The 23,450-nt window shown below is 43.0% G+C and carries 22 protein-coding genes; 15 read left to right on the top strand and 7 right to left on the bottom strand.

Annotated elements, in window-relative coordinates; translation table 11 throughout:
- Window positions 1-65: 65 nt before the first annotated feature.
- From mnmL to OCU48_RS11090, 3 genes are all read left to right on the top strand, one after another.
- Window positions 66-1,004, top strand: a complete 939-nt coding sequence (gene mnmL / locus OCU48_RS11100) for a tRNA modification radical SAM protein MnmL/YtqA (protein ID WP_141344967.1) — start codon at window positions 66-68, stop codon at window positions 1,002-1,004.
- An 86-nt stretch (window positions 1,005-1,090) separates the two neighbouring features.
- A complete protein-coding gene (gene arcB, locus OCU48_RS11095) occupies window positions 1,091-3,460 on the top strand; it encodes an aerobic respiration two-component sensor histidine kinase ArcB (protein ID WP_141344968.1) in 2,370 nt (789 codons plus the stop codon).
- A 50-nt stretch (window positions 3,461-3,510) separates the two neighbouring features.
- Window positions 3,511-3,975, top strand: a complete 465-nt coding sequence (locus OCU48_RS11090) for a hypothetical protein (protein ID WP_141344969.1) — start codon at window positions 3,511-3,513, stop codon at window positions 3,973-3,975.
- Window positions 3,976-4,052: 77 nt separating this feature from the next.
- Here the strand turns inward: OCU48_RS11090 and arcA are convergent, their stop codons facing one another.
- Window positions 4,053-4,766: a two-component system response regulator ArcA gene (arcA, locus tag OCU48_RS11085; protein ID WP_141344970.1), complete on the bottom strand. Its 714-nt coding sequence runs from the start codon at window positions 4,764-4,766 to the stop codon at window positions 4,053-4,055.
- A gap of 415 nt (window positions 4,767-5,181) precedes the next feature.
- Complete coding sequence (locus OCU48_RS11080) at window positions 5,182-5,694, bottom strand: hypothetical protein (protein ID WP_141344971.1); 513 nt, start codon at window positions 5,692-5,694, stop codon at window positions 5,182-5,184.
- A 427-nt stretch (window positions 5,695-6,121) separates the two neighbouring features.
- Here OCU48_RS11080 and thrA point away from each other — a divergent pair, with 427 nt between their 5' ends.
- Genes thrA through thrC form a run of 3 tightly spaced genes read left to right on the top strand, consistent with a single transcriptional unit; the run spans window position 6,122 to window position 10,823 of the window.
- Window positions 6,122-8,581, top strand: a complete 2,460-nt coding sequence (gene thrA, locus OCU48_RS11075) for a bifunctional aspartate kinase/homoserine dehydrogenase I (RefSeq protein ID WP_141344972.1) — start codon at window positions 6,122-6,124, stop codon at window positions 8,579-8,581.
- Window positions 8,582-8,583: 2 nt separating this feature from the next.
- Complete coding sequence (thrB, locus tag OCU48_RS11070) at window positions 8,584-9,546, top strand: homoserine kinase (RefSeq protein WP_141344973.1); 963 nt, start codon at window positions 8,584-8,586, stop codon at window positions 9,544-9,546.
- Window positions 9,543-10,823, top strand: coding sequence for a threonine synthase (gene thrC, locus OCU48_RS11065; RefSeq protein WP_141344974.1), 1,281 nt, complete (start codon window positions 9,543-9,545; stop codon window positions 10,821-10,823). Before thrB ends, thrC begins: the two co-directional genes overlap by 4 nt.
- A gap of 120 nt (window positions 10,824-10,943) precedes the next feature.
- Here thrC and grcA read toward each other — a convergent pair whose 3' ends face one another.
- Window positions 10,944-11,321 (bottom strand): autonomous glycyl radical cofactor GrcA, encoded by a 378-nt coding sequence (grcA, locus tag OCU48_RS11060; RefSeq protein ID WP_141344975.1) that lies wholly within the window; start codon window positions 11,319-11,321, stop codon window positions 10,944-10,946.
- Window positions 11,322-11,640: 319 nt separating this feature from the next.
- On the opposite strand from grcA, the gene nfo reads away from it, so the two are divergent.
- From nfo to OCU48_RS11045, 3 genes are all read left to right on the top strand, one after another.
- Window positions 11,641-12,492 carry a deoxyribonuclease IV gene (gene nfo, locus OCU48_RS11055; protein WP_141344976.1) on the top strand — a complete coding sequence of 284 codons (852 nt, stop codon included), beginning with the start codon at window positions 11,641-11,643 and terminating at the stop codon, window positions 12,490-12,492.
- A gap of 240 nt (window positions 12,493-12,732) precedes the next feature.
- Window positions 12,733-13,413, top strand: coding sequence for a uracil-DNA glycosylase (gene ung, locus OCU48_RS11050; protein ID WP_141344977.1), 681 nt, complete (start codon window positions 12,733-12,735; stop codon window positions 13,411-13,413).
- Between the two features lie 70 nt (window positions 13,414-13,483).
- Window positions 13,484-14,035 carry a hemerythrin domain-containing protein gene (locus tag OCU48_RS11045; RefSeq protein WP_141344978.1) on the top strand — a complete coding sequence of 184 codons (552 nt, stop codon included), beginning with the start codon at window positions 13,484-13,486 and terminating at the stop codon, window positions 14,033-14,035.
- 58 nt (window positions 14,036-14,093) lie between these two features.
- On the opposite strand, the gene OCU48_RS11040 is transcribed toward OCU48_RS11045, so the two are convergent.
- Complete coding sequence (locus OCU48_RS11040; RefSeq protein WP_141344979.1) at window positions 14,094-14,279, bottom strand: DUF3545 family protein; 186 nt, start codon at window positions 14,277-14,279, stop codon at window positions 14,094-14,096.
- Between the two features lie 401 nt (window positions 14,280-14,680).
- Here OCU48_RS11040 and OCU48_RS11035 point away from each other — a divergent pair, with 401 nt between their 5' ends.
- The 4 genes from OCU48_RS11035 to OCU48_RS11020 all read left to right on the top strand — a co-directional run bounded on the left by OCU48_RS11035 (window position 14,681) and on the right by OCU48_RS11020 (window position 18,086).
- Complete coding sequence (locus OCU48_RS11035) at window positions 14,681-16,135, top strand: alanine/glycine:cation symporter family protein (RefSeq protein WP_141344980.1); 1,455 nt, start codon at window positions 14,681-14,683, stop codon at window positions 16,133-16,135.
- 105 nt (window positions 16,136-16,240) lie between these two features.
- Window positions 16,241-17,014: a peroxide stress protein YaaA gene (yaaA, locus tag OCU48_RS11030; RefSeq protein ID WP_141344981.1), complete on the top strand. Its 774-nt coding sequence runs from the start codon at window positions 16,241-16,243 to the stop codon at window positions 17,012-17,014.
- A gap of 51 nt (window positions 17,015-17,065) precedes the next feature.
- A complete protein-coding gene (locus tag OCU48_RS11025) occupies window positions 17,066-17,620 on the top strand; it encodes a GNAT family N-acetyltransferase (protein WP_141344982.1) in 555 nt (184 codons plus the stop codon).
- Window positions 17,621-17,657: 37 nt separating this feature from the next.
- Window positions 17,658-18,086, top strand: coding sequence for a VOC family protein (locus tag OCU48_RS11020; protein WP_141344983.1), 429 nt, complete (start codon window positions 17,658-17,660; stop codon window positions 18,084-18,086).
- 39 nt (window positions 18,087-18,125) lie between these two features.
- Here OCU48_RS11020 and srmB read toward each other — a convergent pair whose 3' ends face one another.
- Complete coding sequence (gene srmB / locus OCU48_RS11015; RefSeq protein WP_017026883.1) at window positions 18,126-19,346, bottom strand: ATP-dependent RNA helicase SrmB; 1,221 nt, start codon at window positions 19,344-19,346, stop codon at window positions 18,126-18,128.
- Window positions 19,347-19,420: 74 nt separating this feature from the next.
- Complete coding sequence (locus tag OCU48_RS11010) at window positions 19,421-20,146, bottom strand: tRNA1(Val) (adenine(37)-N6)-methyltransferase (protein WP_141344984.1); 726 nt, start codon at window positions 20,144-20,146, stop codon at window positions 19,421-19,423.
- 307 nt (window positions 20,147-20,453) lie between these two features.
- On the opposite strand from OCU48_RS11010, the gene brnQ reads away from it, so the two are divergent.
- The gene (brnQ, locus tag OCU48_RS11005; protein WP_141344985.1) at window positions 20,454-21,767 is read left to right on the top strand and encodes a branched-chain amino acid transport system II carrier protein; all 1,314 of its coding nucleotides are present in this window, start codon (window positions 20,454-20,456) and stop codon (window positions 21,765-21,767) included.
- Between the two features lie 88 nt (window positions 21,768-21,855).
- On the opposite strand, the gene fldB is transcribed toward brnQ, so the two are convergent.
- Window positions 21,856-22,374: a flavodoxin FldB gene (gene fldB / locus OCU48_RS11000; RefSeq protein ID WP_141345015.1), complete on the bottom strand. Its 519-nt coding sequence runs from the start codon at window positions 22,372-22,374 to the stop codon at window positions 21,856-21,858.
- A 117-nt stretch (window positions 22,375-22,491) separates the two neighbouring features.
- Here fldB and xerD point away from each other — a divergent pair, with 117 nt between their 5' ends.
- The gene (gene xerD, locus OCU48_RS10995) at window positions 22,492-23,403 is read left to right on the top strand and encodes a site-specific tyrosine recombinase XerD (protein WP_280176872.1); all 912 of its coding nucleotides are present in this window, start codon (window positions 22,492-22,494) and stop codon (window positions 23,401-23,403) included.
- Window positions 23,404-23,450: the final 47 nt, after the last annotated feature.

Below are 23,450 nucleotides of genomic sequence, written 5' to 3'. Positions count from 1 at the left end.
AGGGATGTAATTAAGTTTCATGACAGGATGTCAGCCATAAATCGCTTTTACAGGTTAATAATCCAATGCAGTTACATGAACTCGTCAATACCTTAGGTCAGGACCTTCAACGTCGTTATGGCGAAAAGGTACACAAACTGACTCTTCATGGTGGTTTTAGCTGTCCTAACCGCGATGGAACGATTGGTCGTGGTGGCTGTACGTTCTGTAATGTCTCATCATTTGTCGATGAATCGACACAAGCACAAGCAATCCAAGTTCAACTGAGCGAGCGCTCCAAAGAAATAAAACGTGCTAAGAAATACTTTGCGTACTTTCAGGCTTATACCAATACTTTTGCAGAGGTTCAGGTTCTAAGAAGTATGTATGAAGAAGCTTTAGAGTCTGCAGATATAGTGGGGCTTTGTGTTGGAACACGTCCAGACTGTGTTCCTGATGCAGTGATGGAACTGCTGGTGGAGTACAAGCAAAAAGGCTACGAAATCTGGTTAGAGTTAGGTCTACAAACCGCGAACAACGATACTTTAAAGCGTATAAATCGTGGCCATGACTTCGAATGCTATGCAGATATAACCAAGAAAGCTCGTGAAAATGGCATTAAAGTATGTACGCACTTGATTGTGGGCCTACCTAAAGAGACCAAACAAGACAATATCGAAACATTACAGAAAGTACTAAAGGTTGGAACTGATGGTATTAAACTGCATGGTTTACATATTGTAGAAGGGAGTACCATGGCTAAAGCATGGAAGGCGGGCAAACTTGAGGCTCCAGAGCTTGATGTTTATGTTGATATTGCGTCAGATCTGATTCGAATGACACCTCCAGAAGTGGTTTACCATCGAGTATCTTCGGCGGCGCGCAGGCCTACTTTGTTATCCCCATTATGGTGCGAAAATCGCTGGCTGGCGATGACTGAAATAGGGCGAGCACTGGATCGCAATGGTGCGCAGGGCTCTCTTATTGAACAACCTTTTATCTACACTAAGCCGATATTGAGCTAACTTACCTCTAAATTACTCCCTTGCCTTACTTACTTTTACGGTTAGGCAAGATAGACTACAAGCAGTTACAGCAATTGGACTGCTTGATGAAACAGCTGAAAACCTACTCACAATACTACGTTGACCTACTGGTCAAACTCGGGATCTATCGATTCTCTTTTCTCATTGCCGTTGCATTGATCACTTTAGCGATCTTGGTACAGCTAGGTATTAGCTGGGTTCTAGTTGAAGAGTTTGAGTATAAGCACATGCTTCGTTCTCTCGCCTTTGGACTGATCATGACACCTTGGGCGGTGTATTTTATTTCGATAGTGGTTGAGCAACTTGAAGAATCTCGTCGCCGCCTGTCAAAACTAGTATCAAAGCTTAGCGATATGCGAGAGCGGGACTTAGAACTCAATAATCAACTTACCCAGAACTTAGATAAATTAAATCTCGAGATGAAAGAGCGCTTGTCCGCAGAGGAGTCTCGAGAGCAAGCGATGCTCGACCTTGAACACGAAGTGATTCAGCGAGAAGTCACTCAGATAGCCCTTTCTGAAAGAACGGCGCTACTGCGTTCATTTATCGATGCTTGTCCTGATTTGTTTTATTACCGCACTGCCGATGGTGTCTTTTCTGGGTGTAACCAAGCCGTAGAAAAACTCACCGGTAAGAAGGAAAAAGAGCTTGTTGGTTTAACGCCATGGCAGGTCTATAAAAAAGAGATCGCGCAACAGATCGTAGAGACCGATCAGATCGTGTTTGAAAACAAAGAAGAGCTCATCTACGAGCAATGGCTTGAGTACCCTGATGGTAGAAAGGCCTACTTTGAATTGCGTAAGGTGCCATTCTTCAACAAAGATGGCCAGCATCTTGGTTTAGTGGGCTTTGGTCGTGATATCACAGAGCGTAAGCTTAATGAAAAATCCCTAGAGAAGGCCAGCCGAGATAAAACTACTTTTATTTCTACTATTAGTCATGAGCTACGAACGCCACTTAACGGTATTGTTGGGCTTAGTAGAATGCTATTGGACACCAGTCTTGATAAAGAGCAGCGTCAGTATATGCAAACTATAAATGTCAGTGCGATTACTCTTGGGCATATCTTTAACGATATCATTGATATAGATAAGTTTGACCGTAATAAATTGGAGCTTGTTCCATCAGAGCTAAATTTTAATGACTTTGTTACTGAACTAGATAGTTTGTCGCGCCTTATGGCAGAACAAAAAAGCCTTAGGTTTGAGTTAGAGCGCTTAACCGATATGCCTGATAGCATTGTTGTTGATGCTACGAGGCTGCGCCAAGTGTTGTGGAACCTTATTAGCAATGCGATGAAGTTTACCGCTGAGGGCGGGGTATTCGTGAATGTGAGTGCTGACCCAACTGAAGACAACCAAATAGCGATTCGCTTTGAAATAGAAGATACCGGTGTTGGGATCCCAGAGTCTGAATTGGAAAAGATCTTTGCCATGTATTACCAGGTGAAGTCAGAAGAAGGTAATCTGCATGCTGTAGGTACCGGCATTGGTCTTGCTGTTTCCCAGTCGTTGATTAGAAAAATGGGTGGTGATATTTACGCAAATAGTGAATTGGGACATGGCAGTACTTTTACTGTTGAGATTGTCGTTCCGCGTGGAAAAGGCGTGACAGCGATAGTTGAAACCCCTGAACCACTGCAACGCCCCCTTTCTATTTTTATGATTGAAGATATTGAACTCAATGTCACTGTTGCCCGCTCCTTGATTAATAGCTTTGGTCATTCGGTTGATGTTGCTATGACAGGCCAAGAAGCCCTGAGTAAGTTTGAGCCAACCAAATACGATATCGTACTATTGGATATACAACTGCCTGACATGACAGGATTTGATATCGCAGAAGAGCTACAAAGTCGCTATACAAACTTACCTCCTATCGTTGCGCTAACGGCAAATCTAGTGAAGGACAAAACCGCTTATCGTGAAGCAGGAATGCAGGATGCGATTAGCAAACCATTATCAGCTAAAGCACTACGAAAAATATTGAAGAAGCTATGTTATTTAGATGATCAAAGCATCGATGAGAAAACTCACGCAACTAAGTCTGTGCTTGAAGACTCAGCTGTAGAGCAGGCCGTAACGGACGAATTGGTCGATAAAGAGATGCTAACTTCTTACATAGAGATCGTCGGCAAAAAGCCGGTTCTGGATAGCGTGGAGTTGTTTAAAGAAATGATGCCTGAATATGTCGCGATTTTGGACTCCAACTTGGTGGCAAGGGATCAAGACGCGATTGTCTCTGAAGCACATAAGATCAAAGGAGCGGCTGGCTCGGTTGGACTTAAGCGCATTCAAATGGTTGCCCAGCAAGCGCAGTCACCAGAGTTGCCTGCATGGTGGGAGAACATTAATGATTGGATCGATGAGATAAAAACCAGTTATCTCGCGGATATAGATGTCCTTAGAGATTGGATTGAACAAGAGTTTGATAAATAATAGGTTTATAATCAAATACATTCATAATGGTTTACGAACAGGAGTTAGCCATGAGAGTTAAAGTATTAGGAACAGTATTGCTTGGTTCTGCATTATTGTTTGGTTGTGCCTCTACAGGCGAACAAGTGCCTTGGATGGAAGCTGCATCAACAGTACAGGTTGAACAAACTAGTGTGACACTTGAATCAACCATGTGGGGCAATAAAATGCCGACCTTTGATGAGGTGCACTCTATTCCTCTACACGGCAGCTTAATCTTGAGTTCAAGTGATGCTATTCCGGCGGATCTAGGCGTGACCTCCATCTGGATTCGACACAATGGCGAGGCGTTTCAAATTGATGCTAATGCTTTTGATTTAGAAGCGGTTACTGAAAAGCAGTGGAAGATTTCATTTAAGCAGATGGAACACTACGACGGCAATTTTGAGTCTGCTGATGTAGCGGTAGAGTTGGAGAGTGATGTTCAAAAAATCTGGCTAGTTGAAAAGTCCGTTGATGTGGATACGGTTTACTAGTTCAAAACTTTGCTAAGTACAGAAACGAAAAAACCCAGCGCTAGCTGGGTTTTTTATAATCAATATACAATCGACTATTAGTCTAAGTCACCACAGAAGCGGTAGCCTTCACCGTGAATGGTCGCGATGATCTCAGGAGTACCAGCAACTGACTCGAAGTGCTTACGAATACGACGGATAGTTACGTCTACTGTACGATCGTGTGGCTTAAGCTCACGTCCAGTCATCTTCTTAAGCAATTCTGCACGAGTTTGGATTTTGCCTGGGTTTTCACAGAAGTGAAGTAGGGCACGAAACTCTGAGCGAGGTAGCTTGTAGCCTTCGCCGTTTGGATTAACCAAAGAACGGCTGTTGATATCTAGAACCCAACCGTTGAACGTGTACTTCTCAACGTTTTTGCTTTCTTCTTCATCTTTGCTCACATTCATTGAGCGAGAAAGAAGGTTACGAGCACGGATAGTGAGTTCACGCGGGTTGAAAGGCTTAGTGATGTAGTCATCAGCGCCGATTTCAAGGCCCAAAATTTTGTCAACTTCGTTGTCACGGCCAGTCAAAAACATTAGTGCAACGTTAGCTTGTTCTCTTAGCTCACGCGCTAAAAGCAGACCATTTTTACCTGGTAGGTTGATATCCATTATCACCAAGTTTACTGAGTTCTCAGAGATCACTTGATGCATAGAGTCGCCGTCGGTAGCTTCGAATACACTGTATCCTTCAGCTTCAAAGATGCTCTTGAGGGTACTACGAGTAACTTGTTCGTCTTCTACAATAAGAATGTTAGGGGTTTGCATTGGCTCTACCTAAACTTGTGTAATGGGTTTTAAAAGTATAAATTCTAGGCAAAAAAATAACATTAAGGTAATCATTTGTGCATACTTATTGATGCAGCTTATGACCTCTTTAACCTCAATGTCCCCCTCCTTGGAAATTCTCTAAGATACCTATATGTCCGTAAGTATCTTTCATTCTTAGCCAAATTAGTTGCGCATCATACCGACTTAACAGCTTTCTAACAATCGGTCTTTGTTAATTTATTTCACTTTATTGATTTAAATCAATCGATATTTTTAACAATGTTCCGAAAAGGTCGTGAAAAACCGTGATGTAGCTCTATATTACCTGTTGCTAAGTTACAGAACTGCGTATTGTAGTGTGACATGAAAGGAGGATAGTTACGCGGGTGTAAAGATCATGTGTGAGAAAAACTTAAAAACTGAACCCCAACTTCACTTCGATTGCACTTTGCCAGTCTTCGTAATCTAAGGTTGCTTTTAGATTAAGGCTTTCTGTAAGCATATATTTACCTGATAGTTCAGCCCCCATGGATTCAGCGATGCTCTCCTCGCTAGAGTCTGAAGCGGTGTAGATGGCACTGTTGAGCGACAGTTTTTGGTTAAATTGATAATTGACACCACTGAGAAACCCTCGGTTGGGTTGGCTATCACCTGAGTTTGAGATTCGGGTAGCGACAAATAAGTCTATGTTGTCGAGGACTGAATAGGCATACCCTGTGTCCATTCGCCATTCATCAAACTGTTCACCAGAAGTAGAGTCTGCAGACATGAATAGTCGGTGTGGGGATTGAGAACCCAAAGAAACAGCGCTGGCGTCATACTCTATTTCGTTGTCAAAATCAGAAGCAGCATGAGCGAATGCAGTCAGTAATAAAGAAGCAGCTAGTGCAGCAAAAAGTATCGCACTACGAACATTCAATCGCATTTTGCCTCCTAATCAGTCCTTTGAAGAGTATCAATTATGGATGGAGAAAAGACGATTTTCCATTCTGTTGGCAATAATTTGTTTGTCTAGTTTATGCAATATTGTGCACTTACTGTTTTTAGTTAAATTTTTCATGTTGTTATACGACCTTTGTACTCTCATTTTTATTACCAAAAATGAAAAATTAATCTGTTTTGTTAATTTGTCGTTGACGAATTAAAGCAAAATAGGTAATTCTAGAGTCAGACACAGAAAATAGATTGATTAGAATAGATTGATGAATACACGTAGCCTGATTACCCGAATGATTATTACCAGCACCACGAGTGTTGGGGCAGGCTGCTGAAAGAAACATTTTTTAAAAAAGGCCTGTATCCCACAAGATACAGGCCTTTTTTTTGACAATTTTTAGCTCAGGGAGAATGGAATGCGAGTATTGAAATTTGGAGGCTCTTCGCTAGCAGATGCAGATAGGTTTTTGCGAGCGGCGAACATCATTGCGAACAATGCGGATCAGGAAGAGCTAGCAGTAGTGCTGTCAGCTCCAGGAAAAACCACCAACAAGCTGGTAGCGATTATTGAAGCCGCTTTGCAAAAGCAAGGTGCTGAACTTCAGATAAAAGAATTGCGTAACTCTTTCACTGAGTTGGCGAGTGAGATTAAGCTAGAGTTACCAAACATCCAATTGGAAGAGTTTGAGGCTCAAGTTAAAGAGTCCTTAGATAATCTCGTTGAATTTGTTCAAGGTATTGAGCTTCTAGGCATGTGCCCAAACAACGTGAATGCTCGGATTATCAGTAAGGGTGAGAAAGTTTCTATTCGCTTGATGAGAGCAGTACTTGAAGCTAAAGGACAAGCAGCTGGTCTTATTGACCCAGTTCAGTACCTTTACGCGAAGGGTGACTACCTTGAAGCTATGGTAGATGTGGAAGTCTCAACACAAAACTTTGTTCAATCTCCGCTTCCAAAAGGGAAAGTACATTTAATGCCAGGCTTTACAGCCGGCAATGAAAAAGGTGAACTGGTTACACTAGGTCGTAACGGATCTGACTATTCAGCAGCAGTATTGGCTGCATGCTTAAGAGCCGATTGCTGTGAAATCTGGACAGATGTTGATGGTGTCTATAATTGTGACCCTCGCCTTGTAGAAGATGCACGCCTACTAAAATCTCTAAGCTATCAAGAAGCGATGGAGCTTTCTTACTTTGGCGCATCGGTTTTGCATCCAAAGACCATTGCCCCGATTGCCCAATTCCATATTCCATGCCTAATTAAAAATAGCTTTAACCCGCAGGGTGCAGGTACTTTGATTGGCCTAGATACTGGCGAAGATAATCTAGACATCAAGGGTATTACTACTCTGAATGAGTTAACAATGGTGAATGTCTCAGGCCCAGGAATGAAGGGTATGGTAGGCATGGCAAGCCGCGTATTTGGCGCCATGTCTTCAGCTGGCATCTCTATTGTTCTCATTACTCAGTCTTCTTCAGAATACAGCATCAGTTTCTGTATTGAAGCGGTGGATCGTCAGCGAGCAAAAGCCGTACTTGAAGATGCGTTTGAGCTAGAGCTAAAAGACAGCTTGTTAGAGCCTGTTGAATTTATTGACGATGTGGCTATTTTAACGCTAGTGGGTGATGGAATGCGCACCTCTCGAGGGGTTGCGTCTAAATTCTTTACCTCTTTAACTCAGGTGAACGTGAATATTACCGCCATTGCTCAGGGGTCTTCTGAACGAGCGATCTCGGCCGTTATTCCTGAAGATAAAATCTCTAAGGCCATTAAGGCATGCCATGAAAACCTATTCAACTCTAAGCACTTCCTTGACCTATTTGTTGTAGGTGTCGGTGGTGTTGGTGGTGAACTTGTGGATCAAGTAGCTCGCCAGCAACAAAAACTTGCGAAGAAAGGCATTGTAATTCGCGTATGCGCTTTGGCAAATAGCCAAGGTATGCTGTTGGATGGTGAAGGACTGAACCTTGAGCATTGGCGTGACCGCATGAGCAATGCAAGCGAGAAGTTCAGCCTAGCATCGCTAAGTGCAATGGTTCAGCGTAACCACATCATCAACCCTGTATTAGTCGATTGTACTTCTAGTGAGAACGTTGCGGGGCAATATGCGGACTTCCTTCAATCGGGTTTCCACGTAGTAACGCCAAACAAGAAAGCCAACACGGCGAGCATGGCGTACTACCATCAGCTTCGCCAGGTGGCACGATCTTCCCGTCGTAAACTTATGTATGAAACTACGGTAGGTGCAGGCTTACCTGTAATCGAAAACCTACAAAACCTGATCAATGCAGGTGATGAGTTAGTTAAGTTCAACGGTATCTTATCGGGCTCCCTTTCTTTCATCTTCGGTAAGCTAGATGAAGGTATGACACTAAGTGAAGCGACTAAGGTTGCTATGGATAATGGCTTTACTGAGCCAGACCCTCGTGATGATTTATCAGGTATGGATGTGGCGCGTAAGCTTCTTATCCTAGCGCGTGAAACTGGAATGGCGATTGAGCTAGAAGACGTGGTTGTTGACCAAGCGCTACCGCCAGGCTTTGATGACTCAGGTTCAATTGAAGAGTTTGTCGAGCGTCTACCGCAAGCAGATGCTTACTTCTCTGAAATGTCGAAAAAGGCTGCAGAAGAAGGCAAAGTACTTCGTTATGTCGGTGAAATTGTTGACGGAAAGTGCCGTGTTACGATTGCTGCGGTTAATGATGATGATCCGCTATTTAAAGTTAAAGATGGTGAAAATGCTTTAGCATTCTATAGTCGTTATTATCAACCAATCCCATTGGTTATGCGTGGCTATGGTGCGGGTACAGAGGTAACTGCAGCCGGTGTATTCTCTGATGTCATGCGTACATTGGGCTGGAAGTTGGGGATCTAAACATGAAAGAGAGTGTTTGTGTTTATGCTCCTGCATCAATCGGTAATGTGAGCGTTGGCTTTGACGTATTAGGAGCTGCGGTATCTCCTGTGGATGGTACGCTGCTTGGTGATCGTGTGATGGTCACAGCAGGAGAATCTGAATTTGAACTAAAAACAGCAGGTCGCTTTGTTGCAAAGCTACCTGCTGATGCGAAACAAAATATAGTGTATCGCTGCTGGCAAGTGTTTGCTCGAGAAATGTCGAGTAAGGGACTGCCTATACATCACCTAGAAATGACGCTAGAAAAGAACATGCCGATTGGTTCTGGACTAGGTTCAAGTGCTTGCTCTATTGTAGCTGCGCTGGATGCATTGAATCAGTTTCATGACAATCCACTTAACGAAACAGAGTTGTTAGCGTTAATGGGGGAAATGGAAGGCGAAATATCTGGTGGTGTTCACTATGATAATGTTGCACCTTGCTACCTTGGTGGTGTGCAGTTAATGGTTGAAGAGTTAGGCATTATCAGTCAAGAGGTACCAAGTTTTGAAAACTGGTACTGGGTGATGGCTTATCCTGGCATCAATGTGTCGACGGCCGCTGCGCGTGAAATCCTACCTGCTCAATATCGTAGACAAGATATTATTGCTCATGGGCGTCACTTGGCTGGATTTATTCATGCCAGCTATTCGGGACAGCCTGAACTTGCCGCTAAGATGATCAAAGACGTCATTGCCGAACCTTATAGACAGCGCTTATTACCTGGTTTTCCTGAAGCACGGAGTTATGCGGCAACCGCTGGCGCTCTGACCTCCGGAATTTCAGGTAGTGGTCCCACAATGTTTACTATCTGTGATAGTTTAGAGGTTGCGGAGCGAGTCAAATCTTGGCTTGAAGTTAATTATGTACAAAATGATGAAGGATTCGTGCACATCTGCAAGATAGATCAGCTGGGCTCGAAAGTAACAGGAAGTAAATTATGAAGCTGTATAACATCAAAGAAAATGACGAGCAGGTCTCTTTTGGACAAGCGGTTCGTCAGGGATTAGGTCGTAATCAAGGGTTGTTTTTCCCAACTGATATCCCTGTACTCGATAACATCGATGCGTTGCTCGAGGAAGACTTTGTAACCCGAAGCAGTAAGATACTTTCGGCGCTTATTGGTGACGAACTTTCTGAGTCTCAGGTATCTCAGATGGTAGATACCGCATTCCAGTTCCCTGCGCCTATCAAATCAGTAAAAGATGGCACCTATGCATTAGAGTTGTTCCATGGCCCTACGCTTGCGTTCAAGGACTTTGGTGGTCGCTTTATGGCTCAGTCACTAGCAACAGTTTCAGAAGGTGGCAAGATCACCATTCTTACCGCTACTTCAGGTGACACTGGTGCAGCGGTTGCCCATGCCTTTTATGGTATGGCTGATATCAACGTTGTTATTCTATATCCAAAGGGCAAGATCAGCCCTCTTCAAGAGAAACTGTTCTGTACGCTTGGTAAGAATATCCACACTGTTGCTATTGATGGTGATTTTGATGACTGTCAGGCATTGGTTAAGAAAGCGTTTGATGATGAAGCTTTGCGTCAAGAAATTGGCTTAAACTCAGCAAACTCAATCAACATTAGTCGTTTGATGGCTCAAATTTGTTATTACTTTGAAGCAGCTGCTCAGATGAGCAAGTCAGAGCGCGAAAATCTAGTGATTTCAGTGCCAAGTGGTAATTTTGGTAACTTAACCGCAGGTTTGCTTGCGAAAGCACTGGGCTTGCCGATTAAGCGTTTTATTGCGGCAACTAATGCCAATGATACTGTACCTCGCTATCTAAAAACGGGTAAATGGGATCCTAAGCCAACGGTTGCTACAACCTCAAACGCAATGGATGTTAGCCAGCCGAACAACTGGCCTCGTATTGAAGAGCTTTGTCAGCGTAAAGGTTGGGGATTAGATACTCTAGGAAGCGCAACAGTTTCTGATGAGCAAAGCGCTGAGAGTGTTAAAGCGCTCTATGATTCTGGTTACCTTTGTGAGCCTCATGGTGCGATTGCGTATCGCGCACTTCAAGAGCAACTAAATGAAGGTGAAACAGGATTATTCTTGTGCACCGCTCATCCGGCCAAGTTCAAAGAAGTCGTAGATGATATCCTAGGCAGCGATATTGAATTACCAGGTCCTTTGGCAAAGCATGCTGTAATGGACTTGCTATCAGAAGATCTTGCTAATGATTTCGACCTTCTAAAAGTCGTATTAAGAAAAGTTCAGTAACCTTTTTAATATAGAAAACGGCGCTTAGGCGCCGTTTTTTTATATCTGTAGCAAATGAACAGATATAAAAAAGCCCGGCGTGAATTGCCAGGCTTTTAGAATTTTTACTGAAGTTCTAGATTATAGAGACTCAGTGAAAGTACGTGCGATAACGTCTTTTTGTTGTTCAGCTGTTAGAGAGTTAAAACGTACAGCATAGCCCGATACACGGATAGTTAGCTGAGGGTACTTCTCTGGGTGCTTAACAGCATCTTCTAGCGTATCACGTTTAAGAACGTTCACGTTTAGGTGCTGACCGCCTTCGATTTTTGGTGCTTTTTCGATAGCGATTTCACGGCTCTCGTAGTCACCTAGATCTGAAGTTGGGATTACTTGATCTGCTTCATAGCCAGACGCTGCAATAACACAACGAGCTTCGTTTTTTTCAGAATCTAGTAGCCAGATAGAGTTTAGAAGCTCATCGTTAGCTGCTTTAGTGATTTGAATTCCTTGGATCATAATTTTCTCCTCAGCCACATATGTGGATTCGATTTACGGATAAACTTGGAGCTTTTTCAATCGCTCACTGCATGTTTGCCATTTTAATATTGATTTACGTCAAAAAACAACTAAAAACCATAATTATTTTAAGGTGTTTTCCATGACTATGATCAAGTTATAATTAATTCATTGATTTACCGACTGATCTTTAACAAGATTGGCGAAGTTAGCCGTTTTTGTGTAGTTATTTAACGACACCTGTATAAAATTTGTTGCTGTGCATGTTGAGCGTATCACGCTGTAAGTGGCAAAAATTAGAAGATAAAGAGAACCTTTTATGTCAACAAACAAGTTTATTGGTGCACATGTATCAGCCGCGGGTGGCGTGGAGAATGCACCTCTTAGAGCCAAAGAAATTGGTGCCAATGCCTTTGCCTTATTTACTAAGAATCAGCGTCAGTGGTTGGCAAAACCTTTAACGCAAAAAAGTATCGATTCGTTCAAGAAAAACTGTACGGCTTTGGGGTTTACTTCAGAACAAATTTTGCCACATGATTCATACCTAATTAATTTAGGTGCACCTGAAGAAGAAAAATTAGAGAAGTCCCGCGCTGCATTTATTGATGAAATGGAGCGTTGTGAGCAACTCGGTTTGACGTTATTGAACTTTCATCCAGGTAGTCACTTAAAGAAGATCTCAGAAACGGAGTGCTTAGCTCGCATTGCTGAGTCCATCAATCTTGCACACAAAGCGGTACCTAATGTCATTGCGGTTATAGAGAATACTGCGGGACAGGGTACTAACCTAGGCTGGCGATTTGAGCATTTAGCAGAGATCATTGAGCAGGTTGAAGATAAAAGCCGTGTTGGTGTGTGTATTGATACTTGCCACACTTTTGTTGCTGGATACGATCTACGAACGTTTGAGGCGTGTGAGGAGACGTTTGCAGAATTTGATCGAGTGGTAGGTATGCACTATTTGCGTGCAATGCACATCAATGATTCAAAAATAGTCTTGGGTGGTAAGGTCGATCGACACCATTCTTTAGGGGCTGGAGAAATTGGATGGGATTGTTTTAAGTATATTTGTCAGGACTCTCGTTTTGATGGGATCCCGCTAATCCTAGAGACCATCGAGCCTGAGATATGGAAAGATGAAATTCAAAGCCTGCGAGCGTTCGCGCTTTAAATTATTTTTTATATAATTTGCTTTTTTGGCATGCTTCTTCCATTACTTAACGTGACAGCCGTCACAAATAGAATTGGAGTGTGCCATGTTTACATCTATCTTTCCCCAAGCTCGTCCATGTCAACGTGGTCAAGGTCATCACCGCTCACCTCAGCGCAGCACTAAAAAGAAGTAATACCTAATTCCGACTCAGTATGCCAATATCTTCTTAATTGTTAGAAAGAAATAGAGAAGACGGCATTGAGTTGGCAAGATTTTATTGAACAGGAACACTCACAAGAGTACTTCCAAGCTTTACAGGCTTTTATTGATGAAGAGCGTGCGTCGGGTAAAGCTATTTATCCTATACCAGAGCATGTGTTCGCTGCGTTTGAGCAGACGCCGATAGAGAAGATAAAGGTAGTCATTCTGGGGCAAGACCCGTATCACGGGCCGAATCAGGCACATGGACTTAGTTTTTCAGTATTGCCGGGTAATAAAATCCCTCCCTCTCTTCGCAATATCTATAAAGAGCTCTCGCAAGATATAGAAGGCTTTGAAGTTCCAGAGCATGGATACTTAAAATCTTGGGCCGAACAGGGCGTGCTGTTATTGAATACGGTCCTGACTGTTGAACAAGGCAAAGCACACTCTCATGCTAAAAGTGGCTGGGAGATCTTCACACAAAGAGCCATTGAATATTTGGTTAACCATCAGAAAAACATTGTATTTATACTTTGGGGAGCACACGCTCAGAAGAAAGTAGCGAGCATCAATGCGGATGATCATTGTATATTGATATCAGCTCATCCATCACCGTTATCGGCTCGACGTGGCTTCTTTGGTTGTCGACACTTTTCCTTAGCCAATCACTATTTAGATCAACATGGCAAAAACAGCATAAACTGGCATATCCCAACAGCTAATTTGACACTTTTTTGAGGTATCCCTAAAACATAGATCGGTAAAATTGCTTAAACTTAAGACAATTATCGATATGGAGGGATGAATCATGATGATTGAAAGGATCCGTCGCGAGCACGGATACATGGTGCGCCTACTGGCGATCTTGAGAAAGAAGCTGATGCAATTGAAAAGTGAAGAGCCGATCAACTATGCCTTGCTAAAAGAGATTGTTGATTATCTATGTGATCACTCAGAAAAAACGCATCATCCTAAAGAAGATCTTATTTATCATTACTTTATTGAGAAGTATGGTGAGCAAGAGAAGATCAGTAACCTTGAGGCTGAACACATAGTTCTATCTAAGACTACCCATGAATTCTTAGATGCTGTTGAGATGATTCTGCAAGATGCTGTTGTTCCTCTAGATGTGTTTTCACGACAACTTGAAACTTTTATTCAAGAGCAAAAACGTCATTTAGATCTTGAGGAGCGTGAAGTTCTACCTTTGATCAATAAAACCTTTAGTACTTCAGATTGGCAATATCTCGAGAGAAAATGGGGTGCACAAGAAGACGACCCTGTGTTCGGCGAAACTATTGCTGACAAGTACAAGCAATTGGCTGAGAGAGTCAAGCAAACTGATAAAGAGTGTATTTAGTGTAGATATAAAAAAGGATGGGTTTAGGCCCATCCTTTGTCTTTCCGGGGAATCAGCTTTATAGCTGAATCTCTTCTAAGCGATATTCGCTGCATACGTCCAAATCCAACAACTCCTTTTGTAGTCTCTGACGATCTTTGATTGCTTCAATCTCTCGCCACTTACGTTTTACTGGTTTTGAGCGACCTCTACGAGTCCCACGTTCTTCTGATTCAAAGATACTTTCAAGTTGCAAGCCATCCATAAGCCATCCCTTCTAACTGTAATTAAGTACTTTTCTAGCGCATACCCAGCATGGGTTAAAAACCCTTTAACCAGCTAAGCAAGCTTGCCGACATTATTACCATGAACATTGCTACTTTATCTTTGAACTGTTTCGCATTTATTTCTCAATCGTGAAGCTTTTGTTCATCAATGAGCGCTATTTCACACTGATACATAACATAGCTGTATGAAAAATATACGGAAAAGTCTGTGATTTGATTTCTGATGACGATGACGGCATGATGCGCTCGAAAAATGTAATTCGAAGAATGATGTATGGGTAACCGTTTGCCTTCTACAATACTCAGGTCAAATTATAAAAAAACCGAGTAGTAACCATTCCATTGCTCTTAATTGAGCCTATTTGAGTACGAGGTTGATGTGACAGACATAATCAATTTAATGAACGATCTTCTTTGGGGATCAATCCTTGTTTATCTACTTGTAGGTGGCGGTATTTACTTCACCGTTCGTCTTGGTTTTATTCAGTTCAGACACTTTGGTCACATGTTCAGTGTCCTAAGAAACAGTCGTAAAGCAGACAAAGCTGGTATTTCTTCTTTCCAAGCACTTTGTACCAGTCTTGCTGCTCGTGTAGGTACCGGTAATATGGCCGGTGTTGCGGTAGCACTAACCGTAGGTGGCCCTGGTGCTATCTTTTGGATGTGGCTAATCGCTATGCTGGGTATGGCAACGTCGTTTGCTGAGAGTTCACTAGCGCAGTTATACAAGACCAAAGATGAAGACGGTAACTACCGTGGTGGCCCTGCTTACTACATGGAGAAAGGCCTAGGTATGCGTTGGATGGGGGTATTGTTCTCAATCTTCCTAATTATCGCTTTCGGTCTGGTATTTAACTCTGTGCAAGCGAACTCGATTGCGAGCGCGATGAACACTGCATTTGGTATTGATCCAATGTATGTAGGTATCGGTGTTGCAGTACTATCTGCATTCGTTATCTTCGGTGGTATTCGTAAAATTGCTCGCACTGCAGAGCTTATCGTTCCAGTGATGGCTCTAGCCTACCTTGCTCTAGCACTATTTGTGATGTTTAGTAACTTGGATAAAGTGCCAGATGTATTGGTTCTTATCTTTAAGAGTGCATTCGGTTTGCAAGAAGCTGCGGCTGGTGGCGTAGGTTACGCTATTGCTCAAGCAATGATTAATGGCATCAAGCGCGGTTTGTTCTCCAACGAAGCTGGTATGGGTTCTGCGCCTAACGCTGCAGCGTCTGCTACTCCGTATCCACCACACCCAGCATCACAAGGCTATGTACAGATGCTAGGTGTATTTACTGACACCATCGTTATTTGTTCTGCAACGGTTGCGATTATCTTGGTTTCAGGTGAATACGTACCTCATGGTGAAATTACAGGTATTGAGCTAACTCAACGAGCATTGACAGCAGAAGTCGGCGAATGGGGTGGTATTTTTATCGCTATCGCAATCTTCTTCTTTGCGTTCACGTCTATCATTGCAAACTACTCGTACGCAGAAACGAACCTTATCTTCCTTGAGCACAACCACAAAGCGGGTCTTAACATCTTCCGCGTGATTGTACTAGGCATGGTATTGTTTGGCGCTGTATCGAGCTTGCCGGTAGTTTGGGCTATGGCTGACGTTTCTATGGGCTTGATGGCTATAGTTAATATGGTCGCTATCTTGCTATTGTCAGGCATCGTAGTGAAGCTGGCAAAAGACTACAATCAACAGCTAAAAGCGGGTAAGGTTCCGACCTTTAACGCAGAAGACTACCCAGAGCTTCACTCTCAACTAGAAGAGGGAATCTGGGATGACCACGAAGAGCTTAAGGCTCAAGTGCAAAGAAACAAATAATCGAGAAGTCCGATTAAAACAATAGTAAGAGCCGTGCTGACTTAGCACGGCTTTTTTTATACCCTAGGGAAAATAAGGTAAGAAAACCGAGTTAAGGATATTGGTATGTTGATTTTAGTATCACCAGCAAAAACGCTAGACTTCGAATCACCATTGGCGACAGAACGCTACACACAACCAGAGTTTATTGCTGATTCAGCCGAGTTGGTGAAGGTTTGTAAAAAACTGACACCAGCCGATATCTCTGGTTTGATGAAGGTAAGTGATAAAATTGCTGGATTGAACGTGGCTCGCTTTCAAGAATGGAGCAAAACTTTTACGCCAGATAACTCACGTCCAGCGATCCTTGCTTTTAAGGGGGATGTCTATACCGGACTTGAGGCTGAGACATTTAGTGAACAAGACTTTGACTATGCTCAGAGTCACTTTCGTATGCTGTCGGGCCTTTATGGGTTGTTAAAGCCATTGGATCTTATGCAACCTTATCGTTTAGAAATGGGAACGAGGCTTGCTAATTATAGAGGCAGTAACCTGTATCATTTCTGGGGTGATAAGATCACCGATAAGGTTAATGAAACCTTGAGTGAGCAAGGTGATGATTTACTCATTAACCTAGCATCTAATGAGTACTTTAAGGCGGTCAAACCAAAGAACGTTCAAGGTCGAGTCATCACTCCTGTGTTTAAAGACCTGAAAAACGGCCAATATAAAGTGATTAGCTTTTTTGCTAAGAAGGCTAGGGGCATGATGGCGAAATACATTATTCAGAATCAAGTTGATAACCTTGAAGCGTTGAAGCAATTTGATTACGCGGGTTACTACTTTAGCGATACGGATTCCACCGCTCGAGAGTTAGTGTTCAAACGTGACCAACAGTAACAACCAGCCTTTAAGCCCAGCATCGGCTGGGTTTAGATTAAGGACGTTCCCATGATTCTAGACACTCCCAGACTTCTCTTGAGAGCATGGAAGCCGACGGATTTTGATGCCTTTGTGCAGATGAATCTCAGCCCAGAGGTAATGCGATTTTTCCCCGATACGCTGACACCAATACAAAGTGTAGAATCTGCACGACGTTTATCTGAAGAGTTGAATAGCTTAGGTTGGGGAATGTGGGCAATAGAATGTAAACGAACGCATCAATTTGTCGGTATGGTAGGCTTGCAGAAACGGTCGGCCGAAGACGGTATTCTGGATATTCCCTTTGTAGAAATTGCTTGGCGGTTGAAGACGGCATTTTGGGGGCAGGGTATGGCTCCAGAGGCTGCAAGTATTGTGTTAGCACATGCCTTTACACAACTGCAGTTCGATACCATCTACAGCTTAACTGCCTTGAGTAACCTTCCATCTCAGCGAGTAATGCAGAAGATAGGTATGCACAATACTGGTAAAGACTTTCAACATCCAAAACTCAACGTCGATTCTCCTCTTAGCTGGCACTGTCTATATAAAGTCACTCAATCACAGTGGTCAAACTCAAGATGATCCTAAACTAAGGGAGCATTTAATTGGGAGTAGAGTAATGGACGCGAGAGTAAGCATCATCACATTGGGGGTGTCTGATTTAAAGCGTTCACACGCCTTCTATTCTTCACTTGGCTTTCCCTCTAGTTATACTGAAGAACAAGATATTGTGTTCTTTAAAACATCGGGTGCCTGTGTAGCCCTTTATCCAATGCCAAAATTGGCCGAAGATATTGGTATAAAAATTCCAGACAATCAAAGCTTAATTCCGATGATAACCCTCGCGCACAATACCAAGACACAGTATGAGGTGGATGAAATCCTAGAACAGGCAGTGAAAGCCGGTGGAACTTTAGTTAAGCCCGCCGAGCGAGTATTTTGGGGTGGATATAGCGGTTATTTTCGAGACCCGGATGGGCATTACTGGGAGATAGCCCATGCTGATTTTTGGCAATTCAACGATGATGGCAGTTTGGTGATTGAGTAACAAAGAAAAATCCCCGACTCTTAAGAGTCGGGGATTATGTTATTTCTTCTTTTTCTTAGCCTTGGTTGCTGTTTTAGCCGCTGGCTTCTTTTTCTTTTTCTTAAACACTGGTTTTTTGTGCTTAGGACGAAGCTCTTTGATGAAACGCTCTTTTATGGCTTCTTTCGTGTAGCGCTCAACACGCTCAATCATTGATTGATCGTGTGCTTCGACGATAGATACAGCATTGCCTTTTTTACCTGCTCGCGCTGTACGACCAATACGGTGAAGGTATACATCAGCTGTGCGAGGTAGATCATAGTTGATAACATGGCTGACGTCTGGCAAGTCAATACCACGAGCGGCAACATCGGTTGCTAGCAATACGTTTACTTGACCATCACGGAAGCGAGCAATCGCGTTGTTGCGACGATCTTGAGGCATCTCGCCTTGGATCCAGCTACAAGGGATTTGCGCACTGTCCAATTGTTGACGGAGTTCAGCAAGACGCTCACGAGTCTTTAGGAAGATAATGCTTCTTTCCGCTTGCTCGGTAATGATGTGCTTAAGCAGTTCTAGCTTATGCTCTGCATCATCAGCACGGTGATACCATTGTTGAATCTTTTTACGTTCTTTTAGTGAAGGCTGTGCATCAATTTCTGCAGGATCTTTAAGTAGACCTTCAGTGAAGCCTTCAACGCCTTTGCCTTCGAGTGTTGCTGAAAACAAGAGCGTTTGTTTACGCCAGCGACACTCGTTAGACAGTCTGTCTACGATTGGACCAAAGCCCATGTCCAGCATTCGGTCAGCTTCGTCTAAGATCAACCATTCGATGGCACGGCAATCAAAACGCTCCGCATTGATGTATTCCATTAATCGACCAGGCGTCGCCACTACGATATCTTGGGTGGTTGACAAGATATCAGCGTGGTCTTGATACATAACACCACCGGTGATGGTGAAAATATTAAGGCTGGTATGTTTTGCTAACTCTTTAGCTTGCTCTGTAATTTGCATCGCTAACTCACGAGTAGGAGTTAGGATCAATACGCGTGCTGGACCACCACGGCGACGTGGAAAGTCTAAAAGGTATTGCAACGCAGGAAGTACAAAAGCGGCGGTTTTACCTGTGCCTGTTGGGGCAGAAGCTAGGATATCTCTACCGTCCAGGGCTTGAGGGATCGCTTCACTTTGTACTTTTGTTGGCCTTTCAAAGCCGATTTCTTCTATGGCTTTAATAAGGGATTGGTCTAAATCTAACTCAGCAAAAGTTCTTAACACTGCAGTGCTCCGCAAACGGGTGGACGATAAAAGAAAGTATTATAGTTTAATGGTGACGCACGTCACACTCTTATTTACATCTTTAAGTAAAAACTCTGTGTTAGCGCAACAAACTGTGGGCTATAGCCGTCACCTTTATGAATTATGAGCTCTGTTTCTTCGGTTGGATCGCTTTGAACCGCATTCAATTGCAATTCAAACAGGTAACGGGTGTGATCCTTTTTTTGTGTGGTTTTCACCTTGCACAACCGACTTAAATGCCATCCGTTGTCGGTAGCGCGCTGAATACACTGCTTCGCTTCTTCTGTAGGCAATATAAAACTCGCACTACCACCACTTAAGAGTAGCTCTTTACAAGAGTCTAGGAGTGCTGGATGAGATAGTGTATCGGTATGTCTAGCTGTGGCTCTGGTAGTGGATGAAGACTGTTCACCCGAATTGAAATAAGGGGGATTACAGATAATGGTATCAAATGCTGCCGTATTTGATTTAGAGAATGAGACGATATCCGAATGAACTAATTGGAAACGCGATCCCCATGGGCTAGCAACAAAATTTGTTTTTGCCGCTTCAATTGCGTGATCGTCAATATCGACAGCCACAATATTCAGTTCAGTGTTTCGTTGCGCGCACATCAGAGCCAGCAATCCCGTGCCTGTGCCTATATCAATTAGCTTGTTGCTTTGATTCACGTTTGCCCAAGCTCCCAGTAGCACTCCATCGGTACTCACTGGCATGCCACTATTCCCCCCCCAAATAGAGAAAGATTTGAACTGGAAGTTCTTTGTTTTTGCGGTCATGACGAAATTGAATCCTAGGTTGTTTGTAACGTGAATTGTGGTTTGTTTTATGCAAATGCAGTGTATGCAATGACTTTGTTATTACTTCTGAGTATTCTGTTGGATTTTAGTTTAGTTTGAAACACTGCTTTGCTGTGCTGATATTGGATTAATTCACTGCCAGTTGAGTAAAAAAGCGAAACTATATGGTGTTTATGGTTGTTTGCTTGAGATTCTTTATTGGTCTATTCATTATGCCTCTTATAAAAATTAATCATAGAGGCGCTGAATTGGCGCGTCCAGTAAACTATTTACCTTCGAGGTTGTTTTGAAGAAGAGCTTATCCATTTCAGACATTGTTGCACTTGGCTTTATGTTATTCGCATTTTTCTTAGGTGCTGGCAATATTATCTTTCCACCTATGGCTGGCCAATTGGCGGGTGAGAACCTGATACCTGCAATGGGGGGCTTTTTACTGACTGCTGCTGGACTGCCACTGATTACGGTTGTTGCGGTAGCTACAGCAGGTGGCACATGGGACCATCTAACTAGCGATCTTCCTAAAAAGGTAGCCTTGCTAATCGCAGCGCTGATTTTCATTATCATAGGCCCTGCATTTGCTGCGCCACGCGCAGGTCTAGTTGCCTATGAAATGGGTATTCGCCCGTTTGTTTCTCAACCAGGAATGCTACACCTTGCACTGTTTTCTATTGCCTTTTTTGTTCTTGCTATGGCGCTGGCTTGGGCTCAAGGGTCTTTGCTAGACACCATTGGCAAGGTGTTAACACCTATCATGTTTGTTGGCTTAGTCGCTCTATCTGTTGCTGTGGTTCTTAATCCTCAGGGGCCAATTATTCATGCTCAGGGCGACTATATAAGTCAGCCTTTTACTAAGGGTATCTTGGAAGGTTATCTGACAATGGATACCTTTGCTTCATTGATGTTTGGCATGCTACTTGTTCAAGCCATTAACTCTAAGGGTGTGACAGAGCGTAAAGATGTTGCCCGCTATCTGATTGCTGCTGGTGTTATTGCTGCTGTGGGTTTGTGTCTTGTTTATATTGCTCTGTTTTACTTAGGCGCGACTAGTAATGGCATTGCTGCAGGACTTGAGAACGGTGGAGCAATTCTTGCTGAATATGTGAAGGCTCTGTTTGGAGATAAAGGTCAGTGGGTTCTTTCTGTTATTGTGCTATTGGCTTGTTTAACGACGGCGGTTGGTTTGATTTCTGCAAGTTCAGATTTCTTCAGCAAAAATACAAAGCTGGGCTATAAGTTCTGGGTTGTTGTAAATGGCAGTGCTTGTGCGCTTGTTGCCAATGTAGGCCTTGCGCAGTTAATTGAGCTATCTGTTCCTGTACTATTTGCTCTCTACCCAATTGCCATTGCTTTGGTCGCACTTACATTTGTTCGACCATGGCTAGCTAATCCAAAATTGGCTTATCGTTTCGTGCTCATGATCGCTTTCATCTGCGCTTTAGTTGATGCTGCAAAAGTAGCAGGCTTCGATGTCTCTCTATTTAAATTCTTGCCTATGTTTGAGCTAGGTCTAGGTTGGGTATTACCGACTTCTGTTGCTTTGGTCGCTATGCTTTTCACCAATTCGCAACAATCGAAACTCGAGAAGCAAGTCGAAGCCTAGTTCATGTAGGACAACCCTGTTTTTGATATGTGAAAAACAATAAAAAAGGAGGCACTTTAAATGCCTCCTTTTTCTATTTCTGATTTATTTACAGAGAGTTAGCATATTCTATGAGAATTTGTTCACACCAAGAAGCGATGCGCTCATCACTAAAATCGTACTGAGAGTCTTCATCAAGTGCTAGCCCTACGAATTTGGAACCATCTTCGGTGAGTGCCTTTGAAGCTTGAAATTCATAGCCCTCTACTGACCAATAGCCAATAAAGCTAGGTTTGCTTGGCTGAAGCTGCTGATGAAGTAGTCCCATCGCATCCTGAAACCATTCGCCATATCCTTCTTGATCCCCTAAGCCGAATAACGCGACGTGCTTGCCTGTTAGCGGTACGCCATCTATGTCGTGCCATAATGCTCCCCAATCTTCTTGAAGTTCACCGAAATCCCATGTGGAAATCCCTAGAATCAAAAAATCATAGTCGTTCATCAGGGAGAGTGGGGTATCTTTTACATTGTGCAGATCTACAATATCGCTTCCAATGATGTCTCGAATTTTTTCTGCTGCCATTTCGGTATAGCAGGTGGTAGAGCCGAAAAATAGTCCTATTTTCATCATTTTAATTATAGCTAATGGCCATGCCTTAGATTCTACCTTTATTTTTACTAACTTTCAGTGTTCGCCACTAGCAATCAGCCTAATGCTTGTATACTTTAAGGTGACTATATTGGTATTACTGGAAGTTTTAGCTTGTTAAATCAAAATCTTATAGAGCAATTCTTAGACGCTATTTGGATGGAGAAGGGCTTATCAGAAAATACCTTGGCATCTTATCGATTGGATCTGAGTAAGCTATCGCAATGGCTTGAGCAGAACAAATCAGATTTAACCTCTGTCAGTTACCAAGAATTGTTAGACTATCAGGCTTGGCTGGTGGATAAGAATTTTGCACAGTCCAGTCGTGCGCGAATGTTGTCTGCTATGCGCCGGTTATTCCAGTATCTTTACCGAGAAAAAGTACGCGTTGATGATCCTAGTGCGTTACTAATTAGACCCAAGCTTCCAAAGCGATTGCCTAAAGATATTAGCGAGCAACAGGTTGAAAGTTTGCTCGATGCGCCTAATGTAGATGACCCGATAGAGCTTCGTGATAAGGCTATGCTTGAGCTTTTATATGCAACAGGTTTGCGAGTGTCGGAGCTTGTAGGACTGACCATGGAAAATATGAGCTTACGCCAAGGTGTTGTGCGAGTAGTCGGCAAAGGAGGAAAAGAGCGATTAGTTCCTATGGGCGAGAATGCCATTGATTGGATTGAACGTTTTCTTGCTCATGGCCGGTCTCAGTTGATGGGAGAAAATTCCTCGGATGTTGTCTTCCCAAGTAAACGCTCTCGTCAAATGACACGGCAAACGTTTTGGCATCGTATCAAGTACTATGCACAAATTGCGGGGATTGATGCAGATACCTTATCGCCACACGTGATGAGACATGCCTTTGCCACTCATTTATTGAACTATGGTGCAGACTTACGTGTCGTACAGATGTTGCTTGGACATAGTGACTTATCGACGACTCAAATTTATACTCATGTTGCCACAGAAAGATTGAAACAAATCCATCAGCAGCATCACCCAAGAGCGTGATCGTGCAGTTTTTATGCTCACACGCACTACCCATTATTTAGTAGGAA

The organism is Vibrio inusitatus, from assembly GCA_024346935.1.
GTDB classification, from domain to species: domain Bacteria; phylum Pseudomonadota; class Gammaproteobacteria; order Enterobacterales; family Vibrionaceae; genus Vibrio; species Vibrio inusitatus.
Note: the sequence above shows the minus strand (reverse complement) of the source record. Positions and strands in the feature narration are given on the sequence as shown.

What these genes read in the sequence shown, in the direction of transcription:
- grcA (WP_141344975.1), bottom strand. Translation starts at nt 11,321, where the DNA reads ATGATCCAAGGAATTCAAATCACTAAAGCAGCTAACGATGAGCTTCTA.
- thrB (WP_141344973.1), top strand. Translation starts at nt 8,584, where the DNA reads ATGAAAGAGAGTGTTTGTGTTTATGCTCCTGCATCAATCGGTAATGTG.
- arcB (WP_141344968.1), top strand. Translation starts at nt 1,091, where the DNA reads ATGAAACAGCTGAAAACCTACTCACAATACTACGTTGACCTACTGGTC.
- fldB (WP_141345015.1), bottom strand. Translation starts at nt 22,374, where the DNA reads ATGAAAATAGGACTATTTTTCGGCTCTACCACCTGCTATACCGAAATG.
- arcA (WP_141344970.1), bottom strand. Translation starts at nt 4,766, where the DNA reads ATGCAAACCCCTAACATTCTTATTGTAGAAGACGAACAAGTTACTCGT.
- OCU48_RS11025 (WP_141344982.1), top strand. Translation starts at nt 17,066, where the DNA reads ATGATTCTAGACACTCCCAGACTTCTCTTGAGAGCATGGAAGCCGACG.
- OCU48_RS11020 (WP_141344983.1), top strand. Translation starts at nt 17,658, where the DNA reads ATGGACGCGAGAGTAAGCATCATCACATTGGGGGTGTCTGATTTAAAG.
- thrA (WP_141344972.1), top strand. Translation starts at nt 6,122, where the DNA reads ATGCGAGTATTGAAATTTGGAGGCTCTTCGCTAGCAGATGCAGATAGG.
- OCU48_RS11090 (WP_141344969.1), top strand. Translation starts at nt 3,511, where the DNA reads ATGAGAGTTAAAGTATTAGGAACAGTATTGCTTGGTTCTGCATTATTG.
- mnmL (WP_141344967.1), top strand. Translation starts at nt 66, where the DNA reads ATGCAGTTACATGAACTCGTCAATACCTTAGGTCAGGACCTTCAACGT.
- nfo (WP_141344976.1), top strand. Translation starts at nt 11,641, where the DNA reads ATGTCAACAAACAAGTTTATTGGTGCACATGTATCAGCCGCGGGTGGC.
- thrC (WP_141344974.1), top strand. Translation starts at nt 9,543, where the DNA reads ATGAAGCTGTATAACATCAAAGAAAATGACGAGCAGGTCTCTTTTGGA.
- OCU48_RS11080 (WP_141344971.1), bottom strand. Translation starts at nt 5,694, where the DNA reads ATGCGATTGAATGTTCGTAGTGCGATACTTTTTGCTGCACTAGCTGCT.
- OCU48_RS11045 (WP_141344978.1), top strand. Translation starts at nt 13,484, where the DNA reads ATGATGATTGAAAGGATCCGTCGCGAGCACGGATACATGGTGCGCCTA.
- OCU48_RS11040 (WP_141344979.1), bottom strand. Translation starts at nt 14,279, where the DNA reads ATGGATGGCTTGCAACTTGAAAGTATCTTTGAATCAGAAGAACGTGGG.
- yaaA (WP_141344981.1), top strand. Translation starts at nt 16,241, where the DNA reads ATGTTGATTTTAGTATCACCAGCAAAAACGCTAGACTTCGAATCACCA.
- OCU48_RS11010 (WP_141344984.1), bottom strand. Translation starts at nt 20,146, where the DNA reads ATGACCGCAAAAACAAAGAACTTCCAGTTCAAATCTTTCTCTATTTGG.